2 protein-coding genes are annotated in these 21,361 nt (G+C 63.6%); both read right to left on the minus strand.

Translation table 11 applies throughout. The features are described 5' to 3' along the window. Positions 1–39 precede the first annotated feature (39 nt). Positions 40–8,340 carry a non-ribosomal peptide synthetase gene (locus tag AC07XZ_RS20985; protein ID WP_207252674.1) on the minus strand — a complete coding sequence of 2,767 codons (8,301 nt, stop codon included), beginning with the start codon at positions 8,338–8,340 and terminating at the stop codon, positions 40–42. Then, on the minus strand, positions 8,337–21,335 hold the full coding sequence (locus tag AC07XZ_RS20990; protein WP_102687426.1) for a non-ribosomal peptide synthetase: 12,999 nt from the start codon (positions 21,333–21,335) through the stop codon (positions 8,337–8,339). Before AC07XZ_RS20990 ends, AC07XZ_RS20985 begins: the two co-directional genes overlap by 4 nt. Positions 21,336–21,361: the final 26 nt, after the last annotated feature.

Here is a 21,361-nt window from a genome sequence, read left to right on the forward strand (position 1 = left end):
AGCCCGGCCAGCGGCCGGGTTCCAGGATAAACACTTCAATCAGGACAACACTTGCCCCGCCGCCACCGTCAGCCCGTCATGCCACCACGCCGCGAGACTGAAGACGTTGGGCGCCTTGAGAATCGTGAAGTGGTTGCCGGGGCCGTACCACACCGCCAGATCCCTGACCTCGCGCTGCCAGCCTTCGAGCATCGCCGCCTGTTCGCGCTGGTTGCCCATTGCGTCCAGCGTCGGGTCGTCTACCAGCGCCAGACGCACCGGACCGGTGTAGGCCAGCGCCGGCCGATAGACCGTACGCAGTGCGGTGGCGAACGTGCGCACCGGGCCCTGCATCGCATCGAGTAACGCGCGCTCCGACAGCACACCCGCGCGCACCATTCCCTCGTGCAGCAGGCGCATTTGCGTGGTGTCGTCGGCTTCGGCGAAGGCCAGCGCATCGATACCCAGAGACTTGCCGCTGGACAATTGCAGCGACTCGATCAGTCTCAGCAGCGCTGCCGTGGTGGTGTAAGGCTTGCCCACCACGCTGTTGCCGCCCGGTGATTCGCTGTCGATCAGGGTCAGGGACGCCACCTCGCGCCCCGCCGCCTGCAACTGCGCCGCCATGGCGTAAGCCACCCAACCACCGAACGAATGCCCGATCAGATGCACCGGTCCTTGCGGATACAACTGCTCGAGTGCCCGCAGGTAGAACGTGGCCGCGCTTTCGACCCGGCTGTGCGGCACCGTCGCGCCGTCCAGGCCTCGGGGTTGCAGCCCATGAATCGGCCACTCCGGCCCCAGCGCCTCGGTCAGGTGGAGGAACCCGGTAACACTGTCGCCGGCACCCGGGACGCAGAAAATCGGTGCATGTCCGGTGTGACCGGTCTGAATGGTCAGGATCGGCTGATACGCCGGCGGCGCGGGCGCAGTTGCCGTTTCCAGCGCCTGAGTCAGGGCCTGCCCCAGAGCCTGAACGTGAGGTGCTTTCATCATGCTCTGGTGATCGCCCGGTACGTCGATGCAGTGCAGCTGCGCACCTGGCAATTCCTCAGCCCAACCGCGCGTGGCGCTGAGTCGTGACATTTGCGCCGAACGCTCCGTGGCACGCAGCAGATGCAACGGCAGACCGATCGGGTTGATCCGGTAATGGGCCAACGCATGCCCGTGGGCCACTTCCCGGTCGAGGTAATGCCAGGCATCCGCCGACGAGACAGCCGCCAGCTCGGGTCTGAGCAACTGCTGTTCGTGACAATGGTTGAACAAATCGGCGAACGCCCACTGCTCAAGTTCGGTCTGCAACACCGCCAGACGCGCCAATGCTTGCTGCCCCTGTGTTTCGTGCCCGGCCCAATGCGCCGTGCAATGCAAAAGCAGTTGGCGCTTGTGCACATGTGCATCGTTCCACTGCGCCTTGTTCGGATCGGCCAGGCGCGGCACGTAGGTATCGATCAGCCCGACGAACGCCACTGACTCGTCCATCCCGAGCAGTTGCGCCGCGATTTCATAAGCCAGCACGCCACCGAACGACCAGCCGGCAAGCCGATAAGGGCCGTGGGGTTGTGTGGCGCGGATCACCTCGACCAGCCGGGCCGCCAGGCACTCCATGGTGCGCAGTTGCGCCATACCGGGATCGATACCCGGCAAGCCGTAAATCGGGAACTCGCCGCCGATATGCAGGCCCAGCGCCGGGAAATACAGGTCCCGACCACTGAACTCATGCACCAGGAACAACGGCGTGCCTTGGTCACTTGCACGCACCACGACCACGCCGTCATGGAGCGGCACAGCGTCACTGCGCTGGTACAGCAGCGTGGCAGTCCCCTCGACCGTGGGATGCTGGAACAGCTCGGCCAACGAAATCGGCCTGTCGGACTTTTGCATCAGGTCGACAAGCCGCACCGCCAGCAGCGAATGCCCGCCCAGTTCGAAGAAGTTGTCATGGCGGCCTACCCGCCCGACTTGCAACACTTCAGCCCATAGCCCGGCCAGTGATTCCTCAAGAGGATTGGCCGGCGCTTCAAAGTCACGCATGACCAGCGCTTGGTGTGTCGGCGCCGGCAAGGCTTTGCGATCGACCTTGCCGTTGTTGTTCAGCGGCAGGCTCTCCAGCGCCACCCAGGCGGTCGGCACCATGTACTCCGGTAACCTGGCTTGCAGCAGCGCGCGGAGGGTAGCGCCCTGCAATGCAGGATCGTGCGCCGTGTAATAGGCCACCAGCCGCGTTGGTTCCTGTCCGTCGCGTCGGGCCAGAACCACCGCTTCCTTGACCCCCGGACAGCTCAACAGACGGTTTTCGATTTCTCCGAGTTCGATCCGGAAGCCGCGAATCTTCACCTGGTCATCATTGCGGCCGATACATTCCAGTCGCCCCGGCGCCTGCCAGCGCACCAGGTCGCCCGTGCGATACATCAAGGCTTGCGGGTTGTCGCTGAACGGATCCCGGAGGAATTTCTCGGCACTCAGTCGAGGCCGATTCAGATAGCCCAGCGCAACCCCCTGACCACCGATGTACAACTCGCCGGTGACGCCGAACGGCACCGGTTGTTGCCGGTTATCCAGCACATACACGCGGGTATTGCCGATGGGGCCGCCAATCGAGACGCTGTCGGCATCCGGCGCCACCTCACGCACTTCGAAGGTGGTGGCGTACGTCGTGGTTTCGGTCGGGCCATAACAATGCACCAGGCGCAGGTCCGGTGCTTCGGCGAGCAGCTTTCGAAACGCCGCCGGATCGCCACGCTCCCCACCGCACAGCAGGATGCGCAGCCTTTTGAGCGCCTCGGGAATCAATTGCACGTACTGATTGAACAACGCGGTGGTGACGAAGAGGATCGTCGCCCCGCACCGGGCAAGCTCCCGACCGAATGCCTGTGGGTCGAGCAAGGTCGCATGATCGATCACGGCCACCTGGCCACCGTTGAGCAAGGCGCCCCAGATATCCATGGTGCTCGCATCGAACGCCGGGTTCGAAGCGAATGCCACCCTGTCACTCGAGTTGAAATCGGCGTAGCCGCAGTCGATCACAAGGCGGGTAATGCCGCGATGCGGCACCATGACCCCCTTCGGGATGCCCGTGGAGCCCGAGGTGTACATGATGTACGCCAGCGCCTCCGAGGACTGAGGCAGATCCGGGTTGTGCGAAGGACTTCCGGCAAGCGCCAGGGTATCCAGATCCATTCGTCGTACCGGGTACTCGATGACCTGATCGCTGCCGGTCAACAGCGCGACCGCCCGACAATCCTGCACCATGAATGCCTGACGCTCGGCGGGTGCGTTGATGTCCAGCGGCACATAGGCCGCCGCACACTTGATGATCGCCAACTGCGCGACCAACAACTCCAGCGAGCGTGGCAACAGAATCGCCACATGATCGCCGGGCTGCACACCCTGGGCAATGAGATGATGAGCCAGGCCGTTGGCGCTGCGGTTCAGTTCCGCGTAACTCAACACCTGCGTCCCGTGCACCGCGGCAACGGCTTGCGGATGCTCGGCGGCCTGCATCTCGAATACACGGTGCACGGTCAGCACTTGCAGACTGTTCCGCGCGCTGGCGTTGAATTCGTCGAGCAACTGCGTGCGTTCCTGATCCTCGATTATCTGCGCGTGTTCCAGCACTGCCTGGTCGTTGTTGACCATGGCCTGCAACAAGCGCTGGAAATAACCGACATAACGCCGTGCCGTCGCCTCATCGAACAGCGCTGTGGCGTACTCCATCCAGCCACTTATTCCGTTGGGCGACTCACCCAGGGTCAGGGTCAGATCGAACTTGGCGAAGTGACTCGGCTCGGCCACCGCTTCCAGGGTCAGATCCCCCAGCGCCAACACCGGTCCGTCGCTGTTGCGCCAGTTGAACATGGTCTGGAACAGCGGGCTGTGGGCCAGGCTGCGGGCCGGGCGGGCGATTTCGACCACTTGCTCGAAGGGCAGGTCCTGATGGGCCTGGGCCTGCAGGGTCAGCGCCTTGACCCGCGTCAGCAGCGCTGACGTGCTCAACTCACCGGAAGTATCAATGCGTAACGCCAGGGTATTGACGAACAACCCGATCAGTCCGTCGATTTCCGCCCGGAAACGGTTGGCCACCGGCGAACCGACCACCACGTCCGATTGCCCGGCCAACCGGCTGAGCAGCATCGCCCACGCGCTCAGCATCGTCATGTACAGCGTCACGCCATGGCGCTGGCTCAAGGCTTTGAGGCCGGCGCTCAAGCGCTCGTCCAGGCACACTTCGACGCTGCTGCCGGCGTAATCCTGTTGCGGTGGTCGCGGTCGGTCGGCAGGCAACGTCAGCAAGGCTGGCGCATCGGCCAGCGTGCGTTGCCAATATTCGCTCTGGCGCTGCAAAACCTCCCCGCTCAGCCAGCGTCGCTGCCAGACGGCATAGTCGGTGTATTGCAACGCCAGCGGCGGCAAAGGGTCCGCCAACCCCTGACTGAAAGCCTGATACAACGCCATCAGCTCGCGGGTCAGCACTTCCATCGACCAACCGTCGGAGATGATGTGATGCAAGGTGATCAGCAACACATGGTGATCGTCGGCCATACGCACCAGCCGTCCGCGAATCAACGGATCGTCCTGCAGGTCGAACGGGCCGGAAGCTTCCCCCTGAATCAGCGCCTGCAAGGCTTCGTCAGCCTGCGGGTGCTGGCGCAGGTCCTCGACCCGCAGCAGCACGCCACTGTCGGGCGGAGTAATCAGCACCTGGGCTTCGCCGTTGTACGGCATGAAACGGCTGCGCAGGCTTTCGTGGCGGGCGACAATCCGGGCCAGCGCCCGCTGTAGCGCATCGGCGTCGAGCACACCGCGCAGACGCAGACCGATCGGAATGTTGTAAGCCGTGTTGGCACCTTCCATCTGCGCCAGAAACCAGAAGCGCTGCTGGGAAAACGACAGCGGCAATGCGCCTTCCCGTGGCACCGGCAGGATCGGCGGCTGCGTAGAGCGTCCGGCCCGGGTCAGCGACTGCGCCACCGACGCCAGTTCGGCATTGGCGAACAACTCGCCGAGCGCAAGCTCCACACCCAGCCGTTGACGCACTTGCGCGACCATGCGCATGGCCAGCAACGAATGGCCGCCCAACTCAAAGAAATGATCCTGACGCCCTATCCGTTCGACCTGCAGAACCTCGGCCCAGATCTGCGCCAGTGTGCATTCCAGTTCGCCTTGTGGCGCCTCGTATTCGCGTGTGAGCAGGGCCGTGCGCTCCGGTAACGGCAAGGCCTTGCGATCGAGCTTGCCATTGGCGGTCAACGGCAAGCTGTCGAGCCTGACAAACGCGACCGGCACCATGTATTCGGGCAACTGGCCCAGCAAATGCTCGCGCAGCTGCGCTACCGCCAGTGGCTGCACCTGGGCCTGTTCGGTGAAATAGGCCACCAGCCGCGGTTGTCCTGGCTCGTCTTCACGAGCCAGGACAACCACTTCCTGAAGACCGGGAAGCTGATGCAGACGGCTTTCGATTTCCCCCAATTCGATGCGCATGCCGCGGATTTTCACCTGGTCATCGTTGCGCCCCAGATATTCGATCGTCCCGTCCGGGCGCCAGCGAGCAAGGTCGCCAGCGCGATACATACGCGCATTCGGTCGTTCACTGAAGGGGTCCGGCAGAAAGCGTTCAGCGGTCAGTTGCGCACGGTTCAAGTAACCGCGCGCCACGCCTGCGCCACCGATATACAGCTCGCCGGATACGCCGATCGGCACCGGACGCTGTTGGTCGTCGAGCAGGTACACCGAGGTATTGCTCACCGGTTTACCGATGTGCAGTGCCTCCCCCGCCTCGATCCGTCCGGATGTTGCGACTACGGTGGCTTCGGTCGGGCCATAGTTGTTGATCACATCGAAATGCTGATTGCGCGAAAACTGACGCAAGCGGTCGCCGCCGATCAGCAAGGTGCGCAATGTCGGGTGCTCGAGATGCCGGCTGAAGGCGTATTCGGCGACGGGCGTCGGCAGGAAACTAACGTCCAGCGGTTGCGCGCACCACCAGGCCAGCAGCCCGTCGACGTCTTCACCGCCGTCCTGCGCAGGCGCCAGGTGCAGGGTCGCGCCGACGCACAGAGCTGGCCAGACTTCCCATGCCATCGCGTCGAAGCCGAACCCGGCCAGACTCGACGTATGGCGGCCGGCACACAGGTCAAACGCGTTGCAGTGCCAGTCGACCAGATTGGCCAGTGTCTGGTGTTCGACCATCACGCCCTTGGGCAAACCGGTGGAGCCGGAGGTGTAGATCACGTAAGCCAGGTTCGCCTCGGACAGACCTGGTACCACCGGGTTTGCGTCATTGCCTGAGCGCCAGGTGCGCGGGTCGAGATCAAGCACCGGCAGCTCCTGCGCCGGTAGCCGTGCGAGCAAATCACGTGAGGTCAGGATCGCCACCGGTGCGCAATCACTCAGCAAATAGTTCAGGCGTTCGGCCGGGTGCGCGGGGTCGATCGGCACATACCCGGCGCCTGCCTTGAGGACTGCGAGCAATCCGGCCAGGGTATCCAGCCCTCGCCGGGCGACGATGGCTACCCGGTCATCCGGCTGCACACCCAGATCGATCAAGCGATGCGCCAGACGGTTGGCCTGGCGGTTCAGTTCGTCAAACGTCAGTTGCTTGTCCAGATGCACCGCCGCCAGCGCTTGCGGTCGCGCGACGACCTGCGCCTCGAAGCGTTGATGAATCGTCTGTCCGCGAACGTATTCGACATCGCTGGCGTTGAACCCCGTCAACAGCTGTTCGCGCTCCGGGGCGGGCAGAACCGACAGTTGGCTCAACGGCGTATCCGCAGCTCGCTCCAGCGTCTGCAACAGGTTTTCCATCGCACACACCATATAGCCGCAGATGCGCTGCGCCTCGACTTCACGACTGGCCAGCAGCGTCAGGCTGAAGTGATCGCCAAAGTCATCGATGCTCAAGGTCAGCGGGTAATTGGTGCGTTCCTCCGCATGCAGGACGCTGATCCCCTCCCAGGCCGAGAGCGCTTCGGCACTGGCATTGGCACTCGAGGTGCTGTGCCGGTAGTTGAGCAGCGAACTGAACAGCGGCGATGACCCGACCACCCCGCTGCAACGCTGGGCCAGCACCAGCGGGGCGTGCTCATGGCGCATCAGACGGGTCAGACGTGCATGGGTGGCCTTCACCGAGTCGCTTGTTGCCAGCGCGCTGACCTCGACCCGTAGCGGCAAGGTGTTGATGAAAATACCCAGCGCGCGGTCGGTCGACTCCGCCCCTTGCATCCGCCCCATCAGCACGGTACCGAACACAACAGCAGATTTTCCGGTGAGTGCGTTGAGGACCTGCCCCCAGCCGAGATGGAACAGACTCGCGACACTCACGCCGAGCGACCGGGCACTGGCTCGCAGGCGCTGCCCCAGCAACGGGTCAAGTGGCACACCGCACTCTTCGATGTCGCTGCCGTCGCCATGTACGCCTTGCAGGCCGAACGGCAACGTCGGCTCGTCGATGTCACCAAGCATCTCGCGGAAAAACGCCTCGTGCTCCGACTCGCTGATGCCTAGCCGCGCCTGGGCGACATAATTGCGAAACGGTACGGGCGCTCCCAGTCTCGCGCTCTGCCCTGACAGGCAAGCCTGCATTTCCTCGCTGACCACAGCGAGCGCCGAGTGGTCCATTGCCATGTGGTGAAACAGCAATATCGCGACAATACGCCCGGACTCTGCATTCCAGGCATGGGCCAGGCGCAATAGCGGTGCACGTGTCACGTCGAGACGGAAATGCCGGGCGTCGAATCGCGCATGCAACTGCTCCAGAACATCGCCTTGAGCCACATCGAGCTGCACTTCTTCCACAGGTAACCCGACACGTCGCAGGACCACTTGCACCGGCGTGTCCAGTCCTTCCCAAACGATGGCGGTGCGCAGAATGTCGTGGCGCTCGATGACGGTCTGCAGGGCCTGGACGAATGCCTCGAACCGCTCGAGTCCGCTGAACGCGAATTTCGCCTGCATCACATACGGATCACCCTGTGCAGCGCTCGCGTGGTGGTAGAGGATGCCCTCCTGCAACGGCGTCAACGGGTAGATATCCTGGACATTGGCGCCGCCGCCAGGGATGTGCGCGACAATTTGATCGAGGGTGTCCTGGCTCAGATCGACCAGCGTCAGCATCGCCGGAGTTATCCGTATCGTGCCCGGTGAAATTGCATTGACCGGCACTTCAACCTGCCCCTCTCGTGCGGCCGAGTAACCGCCCGCCTCGATCAGCTCGATCAATGCCGGTTTGTGCTCGCGCAATGCGGCCAGCAAGGCCGGTTCACTCAGGGCCTGCTTGTTGCCATTGACCCGTAATTGCCCGTCCGTGATTGCCAACTGGATGTCTTTTGTCTTCAGCGCCGCCAACAGTTCATTCAGGTTCACAGGACGATCTCCATTCTTTCCGTGATAGCCGCGTAACCAGCCAGGGTCGGTTGCTCGAACAACGTCCGGACATCGGCTTCGATACCTTCCTGTTGCAGACGCCCGATCAGGCTGACCGCCAGCAACGAATGCCCACCCAGCTCAAAGAAATGGTCTTGTCGCCCGACGCGCTCGACCTTGAGCAATTCGCACCACAGTCCCGCGAGGAGGATTTCCATCTCGCCGACCGGGGCTTCGTATTCGCGAATGCTGACTGCAGCCGAATCCGGTGCGGGCAGCGCCTTGCGATCGACCTTGCCGTTGGGGCTCAGCGGCAGGCTGTCGAGCGCGACAAACGCCGACGGCACCATGTAATCGGGCAAGCGTGCCAGCAAGTGTTCGCGCAACGCCTCGACCCCCGGTTGCCCGGCGTCGGCATGCCAGGTGAAGTACGCCACCAGACGCCCCTCACGCACCAGCACCACGGCTTCACGCACGGCCGGATGGCTGAGCAGCTGCGCTTCGATCTCACCCGGTTCCAGGCGCAGGCCACGCAGCTTGACCTGGAAGTCGTTGCGCCCGATGAATTCGAGCTGCCCATCGGTGCGATAGCGCACCCGGTCGCCGGTGGCATACAAACGGTCGCCATCCATAAATGGGCTCGGGATAAACCGTTCGGCCATCAACTGCGGCAACCCCAGGTAACCCCGCGCAACCCCGGCACCGCCAATGAACAACTGACCGATCACGCCCATCGGCACCGGCCGCTTGGCGGCATCGAGGACATACAGACGGGTGTTGTTGATCGGCCGTCCGATCGGCAACGCGCTGTCCGGTACCGGCATCGACGGTTCCAGCGTCCACACCGTGCTGTCGACCGTGGCTTCGGTCGGGCCGTAAACGTTATGCAAACGCACCTGCGGTAAACGCTCGCGCACACGGCGAGCCAGCGCCGGCGTCAGGTCGCCGCCGCCACAGAACACGTCGGTGAGGCTGCTACACTGGCTGACATCGTCCTGCTCGAGGAACTGTTGCAGCAGCACCGGCACGAACTGGATCACGCTGATCCGCTGTTCGCGAATCACCTGCGCCAGATACGCCGGCTCGCGGTGCCCGTCAGGACGCGCCAGCACCAGCCGCAAACCGGCGCTCAATGGCCAGAACAGCTCCCAGACCGAGGCATCGAAACTGAACGGGGTTTTCTGCAACAGGGCGCCGTCCGTCACGGCGGGACACAGCTGCGAACTCCAGTGCAACAAATTGCCAACGCCACGATGCTCGACCATCACGCCTTTCGGCGCACCGGTCGAACCGGAGGTGTAGATCACGTAGGCCAGGTTCGAAGCGCTCAGGCCCGGCACTTGCGGGTTGTCATCCGGGTTGCATGTCCAGTGCGCCTGATCCAGATCGATCACCAGCGCGGTGCTCTCGCCCAGCAACTCATGCGTCGCCCCATGCACCAGCACCGCCACAGGAGCGCTGTCCTTGAGCATGTAATCCAGACGTTCCGCCGGGTACGCAGGATCCAGCGGCACATAGGCGCCGCCCGCCTTGAGGATGCCGAGCAGACCGACAATCAGTTCCAGCCCGCGCTCGACACAGATTGCCACCCGCGAATCCGGCCCCACGCCCAGCTCGCGCAGGTGATGCGCCAGACGATTGGCCAGTGTGTTGAGTTCGGTGTAGGTCAGCCGCTGCTCACCGGCCTGCAACGCAACGGCTTGCGGTGTGCGTTGTACTTGCGCCTCGAACAACCCGTGAACGGTTTGCTCCAGATTGTCGGCGGTGCCGGTGACGTTAAGGTCGTAAAGCACCCGCTGACGTTCTGCGCCGTCAAGGATCGGCAAGCGGTTCAGCGGCTGATCCGGTGCCTGCTCCAGAGCATCCACCAGTGTCTCCAGCGCGGTCTGCATGTAGTCGCAGATCCGTTGCGAGCCGACGCCCGCCGGGGTCATGGCGGTGAGCACAAAACCGCTGCCCAGATCATCGACGCCCAGGCTCAGCGGATAGTTGGTGCGTTCTTCGCTGCTCAGGGTCTCGATGCCTTGCCAGGCCTGACGCAGGTTTTGCTGTTGCGCCTCGTCGGCGCTGTGCCGGTAGTTGAGCATCGAACTGAACAGCGGCGACGGCGCGGCCACACCGCTGCAACGCTGGGCCAGCGCCAGTGAAGCGTGCTCATGGCCGAGCAATGCGCTCAGTCGTGCATGCGTCGTCCGAGCCCCTTCGCGCACCGGGGTTGCCCCCAGATCGACCCGCAGCGGCAAGGTGTTGATGAACATCCCCAACGCCCGGTCGGCACCCTCGCCGCCCTGCATCCGGCCCATCAGCACCGTGCCGAATACAACACGATCCTGCCCGGATGTCGCGGCCAGCACCTGTGCCCACGCGAGGTGGAACAGGCTGGCCACGCTGATGCCCAGTTGCCGTGCGAGGCTGCGCAGACGCTGGCCGGTCGCTTCGGTCAGGGCCTGTCGCGTTTCCTCGATATCGCTACCGTCACCTTGCACATCCTGCAAACCGAACGGCAGGGTCGGCTCGTCGATGTCGCCGAGCATGTCGCGAAAGAACGCCTCGTGCTCCTGCTCGCTGACACCCAGCCGCGCCTGCGCCACGTAGTTGCGGTAAGGCACCGCCGCGCCCAGCGAGGCTTCATGCCCTTGCAGGCAGGCGAGCATTTCGTGCTGCACCACGTCCAGCGCAGTGTGATCCATCACCACATGGTGGAACAGCAACATCGCGACCACCCGGTCGTGGGCCGGATCACGCGCGTACACCAGACGCAGCAACGGTGCCTGACTGATGTCGAGGCGGTAGTGACGGGCATCGAAACGCCCATGCAACTGCTCGAGAATGTCGCCATCCGCCGGATCAAGCACGATCTCCTGCACAGGCAGATCTGCGTGACGCCACACCACTTGCATCGGCTCCGCGAGTTCCTGCCAGATCACCGCCGTGCGCAGGATGTCGTGACGGGAAATGACCTGACGCAGCGCTGCCGCGAAGGCTTCCACACGCTCGACGCTGTCGAAGGCCAGCCGCGATTGCAGCAGATACGGGTCGCCCTGCTCTGCGCTCAAGTGGTGGTAAAGAATGCCCTCCTGCAACGGCGCCAGCGGATAAATGTCCTGCACGTTGGCGGCGCCGCCGGGCACCGTGGCGACGATCCGGTCGATGCTCGGCTGATCCAGTTCGGCTAGGCTTAGCAGGCCCGGGGTGATATGGGTGCAGCCATCGGGAATGCGGTTGGCCGGCACTTCGATTTCGCGACCGCTGCCTACCGCATCGGCCAGTGCAGCCAGAGTCGGCTGGCTGAACAGCACACGCACGTCGGTGTTCAGGCCGATCTGGCGCAGACGCTCGATCAGGCTCACGGCCAGCAGTGAATGGCCGCCCAGTTCGAAGAAGTTGTCGTGGCGACCGACCTGCTCCAGTTTCAAGACGTCGGCCCAGATATGTGCCAGCGTGGTTTCCACCGGGCCTTGCGGGGCCTCGTATTCACGGCTGAGCCATGCGCTTTGATCCGGCTCCGGCAAGGCCTTGCGGTCGAGTTTGCCGTTGGCGGTCAGCGGCAAGGTGTCGAGTCGCACGTAAGCCGCCGGGATCAGCGCTTGCGGCAACCGGGTTTGCAGATGATTGCGCAGGGCTTCGATATCGGTCGGCGCTCGCTCGGTGAACCACACCAGCAATTGCCCGTCGCGTACCAGCGCTACTGCGTCCTGCACTGCCGGATGGGTGCTCAGGGCGGCTTCGATTTCCCCCAGTTCAACCCGCACGCCGCGCAGTTTCACCTGATCGTCGTTGCGGCCCAGGTACTCGATGTTGCCGTCCGCCAGCCAGCGTGCGAGGTCGCCGGTTCGGTACATGCGTCCTTCGTTGAACGGATCATTCAGGAAGCGTTCGGCGGTCAGATCGGGACGGTTCAGATAACCCCGCGCCACCCCAGCGCCGGCGACGTACAACTCGCCCGTGACACCTACTGGCACCGGACGTTGCTGGTCATCGAGCAGATAGATTCGGGCGTTGGCCATCGGCCGGCCGATGTGCAGCGGTTGGCCGACTTCGACCGGCCCGGACGTGGCGACCACCGTAGCCTCGGTCGGGCCGTAGTTGTTGATCACCGAGAAGGTCTGCTCGCGATTGAACTGACGCAGCTTGTCGCCGCCGATCAGCAACGTGCGCAGGGTCGGATGTTGCAGTTCGCGGCTGAACGCATATTCGGCCACTGGAGTTGGCAGGAAACTGACCTGCAACGGCTGCGCCCGCCACCAGTCAAGCAGTTCGTCCAGATGCTCGTTGCTCACCGATTCCGGCGGCAAGTGCAACGTCGCACCGACGCAAAGCGCAGGCCAGACTTCCCAAGCCATCGCATCGAAACCGAACCCGGCCACGCTGGCGGTGTGGCTGCCGGCGTGCAGGTCAAAGGTTTCGGTGTGCCAGTGCACAAGGTTTTCCAGGGTCGCGTGTTCGACCATCACGCCTTTTGGCTGGCCAGTGGAGCCCGAGGTGTAGATCACGTAGGCCAGGTTGTCCGGCGTAAAATCGGCGACCTGCGGATCAGCAACCGACAGGTCTTGCCAGGTCTCATGGGCAAGATCAATCACAGGTACGCCAGCCTGATTCGGCAAAGCTACATCGCGAACCAGTAACACCCTCGGCGCACTGTCGGCCAGCATGTAAGCGATTCGCTCGGGTGGATAAGCCGGGTCGACCGGTACATAGGCGGCGCCGGCCTTGAGGATCGCCAGCAAACCGACCAGCATGTCCGGGCTGCGTTTGAGACAGATCGCCACTCGCGTATCGGTGGTAACACCCATCCCCTGCAGATGATGGGCCAGGCGATTGGCGCGCTGGTTCAATTGCCTGAACGTCAGGCGCTGCGTGCCGGCCTGAACCGCCACGGCCTCCGGCGTGCGCGCAACCTGCGCTTCGAACAGACGATGAACACCTTGCGCTGACGGGTAAACCGACGTGCTCGCGTTGAAGTCGCCAAGCAGCTGCGCGCGCGCCGCCGCTGACAGCACGTTGAGACGTTCAAAGGCCTGTCCGGGGTTGTCGGCCAATGCTGTCGCCAGCTCCGTCAGAGCGGTGTGCATCAGCTCGCAGACCCGCTGCGCCCCCACATGATCCGGGGTCAGCACTGACAGGTTGAAGCCATCGCCCCGGTCGTTGATGCTCAGGGTCAACGGATAATTCGTGCGCCCGTCCTGGGCCAGGAATTCGATGCCTTGCCAGACCTGATCAACAGTCTGTCGCTCAGCGTCATGCCCGCCATGTCGATAGTTGAGTACTGCGCTGAACAGCGGCAAAGGCGCGGCCACGGCGCTGCAACGCTGAGCCAGTGCCAGCGACGCATGCTCATGTCCCAGCAAAGCCGCCAACCGCTCATGAACCGTGCGAACCGCTTCACTCACACTCTGCCCGTCAACCTCCACGCGCAGCGGCAAGGTGTTGATGAACATCCCCAAAGCCCGATCCGCGCCCTCGCCGCCTTGCATGCGCCCCAGCAGCACGGTGCCGAACACCACGTCCCGGCGTCCGGAAGTCGCCGCCAGCACCCGCGCCCAGGCGAGATGAAACAGGCTCGCGACGCTGACCCCGTATTGCCGCGCCTGGCGGCGCAGGTGCCGATTCAATTCCACTGACAGCGCCAGCGAATGCTCCTCGATGTTGCGGCCATCGCCCTGTACGTCCTGCAAGCCGAATGGCAGGGTCGGCTCGTCAATATCACCGAGCATCTCGCGAAAGAAGCTTTCGTGTTCGTCTTCGCTGATGCCTTGGCGGGCCTGATGGACGTAGTTGCGGTAGGGCGCGGCGGGCGGCAAAGACTCAACCTGCCCCGGCAGATACAACTGCATTTCCCGGCGAACCACCTCCAGCGCGGTGTGATCCAGCACGACGTGATGAAACAACAGCACGCCTGCCACACGGTCATGCAGCGGATCTTCGGCATACACCAGACGGATCAGCGGTGCCTGACCGAGGTCGAGGCGATAATCCCGGGCATCGAAGCGTGCGCGCAACTGATCGAGGATATCGCCATCCAGCGGACTCAAATCGACCGATTGCACCGCCAGCGCGGCCTCTCGCCATACCACTTGCTGCGGGCTCGGCAATCCTTCCCAAACCAGACTGGTGCGCAGGATGTCGTGGCGCGCAATCACCTTTTGCAAGGCGTTGGCAAAAGCGCGCAGGCGCTCGACGCTGGCAAAGGCCAGACATGACTGTAATAAGTAGGGATCGCCCTCGGCGGCGCTCAGGTGATGGTAAAGAATGCCCTCCTGCAACGGCGCCAGCGGATAAATGTCCTGCACGTTGGCGGCGCCGCCGGGCACCGTGGCAACGATCCGGTCGATGCTCGGCTGATCCAGCTCGGTCAGGCTCAGCAACTCCGGAGTGATGCGGGTGCAGTCGGCAGGAATGCGATTGGCCGGCACTTCGATTTCGCGACCGCTCCCTACTGCCGCAGCCAATGCAGCCAGAGTCGGCTGGCTGAACAGCACGCGCACGTCGGTGTTGAGGCCGATCTGGCGCAAGCGTTCGATCAGGCTCACGGCCAGCAACGAGTGGCCGCCCAGTTCGAAGAAGTTGTCGTGACGTCCGACCTGCTCCAGCTTCAGGACATCGGTCCAGATCTGTGCCAACGCAGTCTCCACCGGACCTTGCGGGGCCTCGTATTCGCGGCTGAGCCAGGCGTTCTGATCCGGCTCCGGCAAGGCCTTGCGGTCGAGTTTGCCGTTGGCGGTCAGCGGCAAGGTGTCGAGTCGCACGTAAGCCGCCGGGATCAATGCTTGCGGCAAACGGGTTTGCAGATGATTGCGCAAGGCTTCGATATCGGCAGGCGCACGTTCGGTGAACCACACCAGCAACTGGCCGTCGCGCACCAGTGCCACTGCGTCCTGCACTGCCGGATGGCTGGCCAGCGCCGCTTCGATTTCCCCCAGTTCAACCCGTACGCCGCGCAGTTTCACCTGATCGTCGTTACGCCCCAGGTACTCGATGTTGCCGTCCGCCAACCAGCGTGCGAGGTCGCCGGTGCGGTACATGCGCCCTTCGTTGAACGGATCCTTCAGGAAGCGTTCGGCGGTCAGATCGGGACGGTTCAGGTAACCCCGCGCCACGCCCGCACCAGCGACGTACAACTCACCCGTCACACCCACGGGCACGGGGCGTTGCTGGTCATCCAGAATGTAAACTCTGGCATTGGCCATCGGCCGGCCGATGTGCAGCGGCTGGCCGACTTCGACCGGCCCGGATGTGGCGACCACCGTGGCTTCGGTCGGACCGTAATTGTTGATCACCGCGAAACTCTGTTCGCGGTTGAACTGCCGCAGCTTGTCGCCGCCGATCAGCAAGGTGCGTAGGGTCGGATGTTGCAGCTCGCGGCTGAAGGCATATTCGGCTACCGGTGTCGGCAGGAAACTCACCTGCAACGGCTGCGCCCGCCACCAGTCGAGCAGTCCGTCCAGGTGCTCATTGCTCACCGTTTCCGGCGGCAGGTGCAACGTCGCGCCGACGCACAACGCCGGCCAGACTTCCCAGGCCATCGCATCAAAACCGAAACCGGCCACGCTGGCGGTGTGGCTGCCCGCGTGCAGGTCGAAGGCTTCGGCGTGCCAGTGCACAAGGTTTTCCAGGGTCGAGTGTTCGACCATCACGCCTTTCGGCTGGCCGGTGGAGCCTGAGGTGTAGATCACGTAGGCCAGATGCTCGTGGGTCAGGTCCGGCAACTGTGGATTGCTGTCCGGCAGATGCTGCCAGGCGTCGCTGTCAAGATTGATCACCGGCACGGCACCCAGCAGGTCGCGAGTAGCCGTCTGTGCCAGCACCGCCACCGGATCGCTATCCTGCAACAGGTAAGCGATCCGTTCTGCCGGATGTGCCGGATCGACCGGAACATAACCGGCGCCAGCCTTGAGGATCGCCAGCAGCCCGATCAGCATCTGCGGACCACGCTGCACACAGAGCGCGACGCGGTCGTCCGGTTGCACACCGAGGCCGATCAGGTGATGGGCCAGGCGGTTGGCGCGGCGGTTCAAGCCGTCGTAGCTCAGGCTTTGCCCGCCCTGCACCACTGCCACAGCGTCGGGTTGGCTCGCCGCTCGCGCTTCAAACAATTGGTGCACCACATGGCCGTGGGCAAAGTCGCGACCGGTGACATTGAAACCGACCAGCACGCGTTGGCGTTCGGCCGCCGACAGAATCGACACCTGATTCATTGGCGCATGGCGATCCTGTTCCAGCGCGCTCAGCAAATTGTGCAATGCCGTTTGCAGGTAGTCGCAGACCCGCATGCCATCCACTTCGGGCACTGCCTGCACAGCAAGCCGGAAGCCCTGTCCAAGGTCATCGACGCTGACCACCAGCGGATAGTTGCTGCGCTCACGAGAATCGAGAATCCGGATGCCTTCCCATCCCGGCGTCGCCGTCTGCTGCGCGCTGTGGCGATAGTTGAGCAAGGTATTGAACAGCGGTTCCGATCCCGTCACGCCACTGCAACGTTGAGCCAGTATCAGCGGCGCTTGCTCATGCACCAGCAGCTGCGCCAGACGCTCGTGGGTCGCCCTGACACCCGCCTCCACCGCCGTGGCCCCGACATGGACCCGCAGCGGCAGAGTGTTGATGAACATGCCCAACGAACGATCGGCGCCCTCTCCCCCCTGCATGCGCCCCAGCAGCACCGTACCGAATACCACCTCCTCGCGCCCGCAGACCTGGGCAAGTACCTGACCCCAGGCCTGATGCACCAGACTCGCAACACTGATGCCCAGCGTGCGGGCCTGTTTGCGCAGGCGTGTGGCAAGACGCTCATCCAGTGCCAGCTCGCTGTCCACGATGTTTGTGCCATCGCCGAGTACGTCTCGCAGGCCGAACGCCAGGGTCGGTTCGACGATGTCGCCGAGCATCTCGCGAAAGAACGCTTCATGTGCCTCGGCATTCGAACCGAGACGGGCCTGAGCGACATAGTTGCGGTATTGCACGGGGGGCGGCAGCGCGCCGACTTGCCCGTCAAGTGCGTCGCTCATCTCGGCCACCAACACCTCGAGCGCGGTGTGATCGAGCACGATGTGGTGCAACAGCAGGATTCCGACCCAGCGGTTTTGCAAAGGGTCTTCGGTGTAGGCGAAGCGCATCAACGGCGCACGCTGCAAGTCCAGGCGATAGTGTCGCGGATCGAAGCGCGCCTGCATTTGCTGCAACACATCACCGTCCTGCGGATCGGCATCCACCCGCTCCAGTGCCAGCGGCGCCGAACGCCACACCACTTGCACTGGCTCGTCGAGGTTTTCCCTGACCACACTGGTACGCAGGATGTCATGCCGAGCGATGACGCTGTTCAACGCGCGAACAAACGCCTTGATCTGCGCCAGTCCGTCGAAGGCGAACTGCGCTTGCAACACGTACGGGTCACCGTCGGCAATGGCCAAGTGGTGATAGAGGATCCCCGCCTGCAACGGTGCCAGGGCATAGATGTCCTGCACGTTGTCGATACCGCCCTCGACGGTCTCAACGATACGGTCGAGGGCCGCTTGATCCAGCGTGGCCAGCGGCAGCATGTCCGGGGTGATGCGGGTGCAACCGGGTTCGATGCGGTTGGCCGGCACGCTGATCGTGGCGTCCCCTCCCAGCGTCGCGGCGAGTGCCGCCACGCTTGGCTGGCCGAACAGCACACGGACGTCGCACTGCATGTCCTGTTGACGCATGCGCTCGATCAGCTTCACCGCCAGCAGCGAATGACCGCCCAGCTCGAAGAAATTGTCATGCCTGCCCACCCGGTCCAGTCCGAGCAAGGTCTGCCAGATCACAGCGATGCGGGTTTCGATTTCGCCGAGCGGTGCTTCAAACGCCCGCTGGGCGAAGGCTTCGTTGTCCGGCTGCGGCAACGCCCGGCGATCGAGTTTGCCGTTGGCCGTCAGCGGGAAGGCATCGAGGCGCACGAACGCACCCGGCACCATATGCTCGGCCAGCGATACCAGCAGGTGATCGCGCAATTGCGCAACGCTCGGTTCGACACCTTCGGCGGCCAGCCAGTAGGCCACCAGACGCGTGTCGCCGAGGCTGTCCTCGCGGGCGATCACCAGCGCATCGCGCACGCCGTCGCAGGCGGCAAGACGTGCCTGGATCTCGCCAAGCTCGATACGGAAACCACGGATTTTCACCTGATCATCGTTGCGTCCCAGGTATTCGAGTTCGCCCTCCACCGTCCAGCGTGCCAGATCGCCGGTCTTGTACAAACGCGCTTCGGCATGCCCGCTGAACGGGTCGGCGATGAAGCGCTCGGCGGTCAACGCCTCACGATTCAGATACCCTCGGGCAACCCCGGCGCCGCCCACGTACAACTCACCGGTCACTCCGGCCGGCACCGGTTCCCGCCGGGCATCGAGGACGTACAACTGCAGGTCGGGAATGCGCACGCCGATCGGGCTGCTGGCGGTCAGTTGCGCGTCTGCCGCCACCAGCGGTCGATAGGTCACATGCACCGTGGTTTCGGTGATGCCATACATATTCACCAGCCGGGTGCCGGCGTTGCCGATCCGCGCGTACCAGGGTCTGAGCGATCCCGGATCGAGCGCCTCACCGCCAAAAATCACTTCGCGCAGCGAATGCTGCAACGGGCTGCGGCCCTGGGCGGCGATCAACTGGCGGAACGCGCTTGGCGTCTGGTTGAGTACAGTGACGCCCGAGCGGCAGAGCAACGCGTAACACTCGTCCGGCGAGCGGCTGATGTGTTGCGGCACCACCAGCAACTGACCGCCGTACGCCAGCGCGCCCCAGATTTCCCAGACCGAGAAATCAAAGGCAAACGAGTGGAACAACGCCCAGACGTCTTGCGCATTGAACCGGAACCAATCGTGGGTCGCGCCAAACAGCCGTGCCACGTTGCGGTGCTCGACCATCACGCCTTTGGGCAGCCCGGTGGAGCCAGAGGTGTAGATCACGTAGGCCAGATGCGCCGGATTCAAGTCCGGGATCTGCGGGTTGAATTCAGGTTCGGTCTGCAAATCGTCGTTATCGAGGTCGATCTGCGGCACGGATAGCCCGGCAATCCGATCCAGAGTCGCTGCCTGCATCAGCACCGCCACCGGCGCACTGTCTTGCAGGGTGAAGGTGATGCGCTCCAGCGGATAAGCCGGATCGATCGGCACATATCCGGCACCCGCCTTGAGCACGCCGAGCAGGCCGACGATCATTTGCGGGCCGCGCTCGACGCAGATCGCTACCCGGTCATCCGGACGAATGCCGAGGGCGAGCAAACGATGGGCCACCTGGTTGGCCTGGCGGTTGAGGGCTTCATAAGTGTAAGTACGGCCCTCGAACAGCAACGCGACTGCCTCGGGCCGGGTGTGCGCATGCGCTTCGAATTGCTGATGGATCAACGGCGTGTCGAGAAAACTCGCCCTCGGTGTATTGACGCCATACAGCCAGTGCTCACGCTCGGCGGGCGGCAGTATGTTCAGGCTGTGCAATGCGGCTTGCGGGTTGTTCTGCAACGCATCGACGAGACTTTCCAGTGCCGTGCGCAGGTAACCGGCGATTCGTGAGGCGCCAAGCGTCACATCGGCCAGTACCGTGATGCGCAGGTCCTGACCAAGGTCATCGATGTTGACCGTCAGCGGGTAGTTGGTGCGCTCGCGGGCGCCCAATACGTGCACCCCCGGCGACAGCTCGATCACCTCGGCAACTTCCTCCACGCTGCTGTGGCGGTAGTTGAGCATGGCGCTGAACAGCGGCGTCGGCACCGCCACGGCGCTGCAACGCTGGGCCAGTGCCAGAGACGCCTGCTCATGGGCGAGCAGCGCGGTCAGGCGTCGGTGCGTCGCCAGCACGCCGTCATGAACGCTCGACCCGCCGACATCCACCCGCAAAGGCAGCGTATTGATGAACATCCCCAATGCTTGCTCGACACCGTCAGCCGCATTCATCCGTCCCAACAGAACGGTGCCGAACACCACCGCCGAGCGCCCGCACAGCTGACCCAGCACCCGCGCCATGGCCAGGTGCATCAGGCTCGCCACGCTCACGCCTGATTGTCGCGCCTGGGTACGCAGGCACTGGCTCAGATCGCTGTCGAGCATGCACGAGACTTCCTCAATGCCCTGACCGTCACCTTGTACATCATGCAAGCCACCGGGCAGCGTCGGCTCGTCGATGTCGCCGAGCATCTCGCGAAAAAATGCCTGGTGCGCTTGCTCATCCGACCCCAGACGTGCCCTCGCCAGGTGGTCGCGAAACGGCACCGCCCTCGCGACTTCGGCATCGCGGCCTGACAGGTAGGCCTGAATTTCCCGGCGTACCACATCGAGCGCGACGTGATCCATGATCATGTGATGGAACAGCAACAATGCGACCACCCGGTCGTTGGCCGGATCCTCGGCGAACACCAGCCGCAACAATGGGGCCTGTTGCAGGTCGAGGCGAAAGTACTGCGGGTCGTGGCGTGCCAGCAATTGCGCGAGTACGTCCTCGCGATCATTCAGATCGACTTCCTCACTGACCAGCGGGGCTTCACGCCAGACCACCTGCACGGGATCGTCCAGATGCTCCCAGAGGATGGCGGTGCGCAAAATGTCATGGCGCCCGATCACCCGACGCAGCGCGTCGGTGAATGTATCCAGCCGTCCGCGACTGTCGAACGTGAACCGCGCCTGCGACACGTAGGGATCCCCCTCCGGCGCGGAGAGATGGTGATAAAGCAGCCCCTCCTGCAACGGCGCCAGCGGATAAATGTCCTGCACATTCGCCACGCCGCCCGGCACGGTGGCGACGATACGGTCGATGGCCGACTGATCCAGCTGCACCAGCGGCAACATGTCCGGGGTGATGCGCAGCGCCGGGCTCGACCAGTCGCCGCCGTGGCTCGCCACCAGTTCCAGCAACTGCGCCTTGTGTTTGGCGAGGCTGTCCCACAACGCATCGTCCAGTGCGTCGTCATCGCCCAGAATGACCAGGTCTTCATCGTCCTGTTGAAGGCGGATTGCATGGGTGGAAATAACAGCCATCAGCTCGCGAAATTGCATGGGGGTAACCTGCTGTAAATTCGGGA

Source organism: Pseudomonas sp. GW458-11-26-14-LB4, assembly GCF_059423925.1.

Bases quoted from the DNA above. Each gene is read 5' to 3' on its own strand.
- AC07XZ_RS20990 (WP_102687426.1), bottom strand. From the start codon at position 21,335: ATGCAATTTCGCGAGCTGATGGCTGTTATTTCCACCCATGCAATCCGC.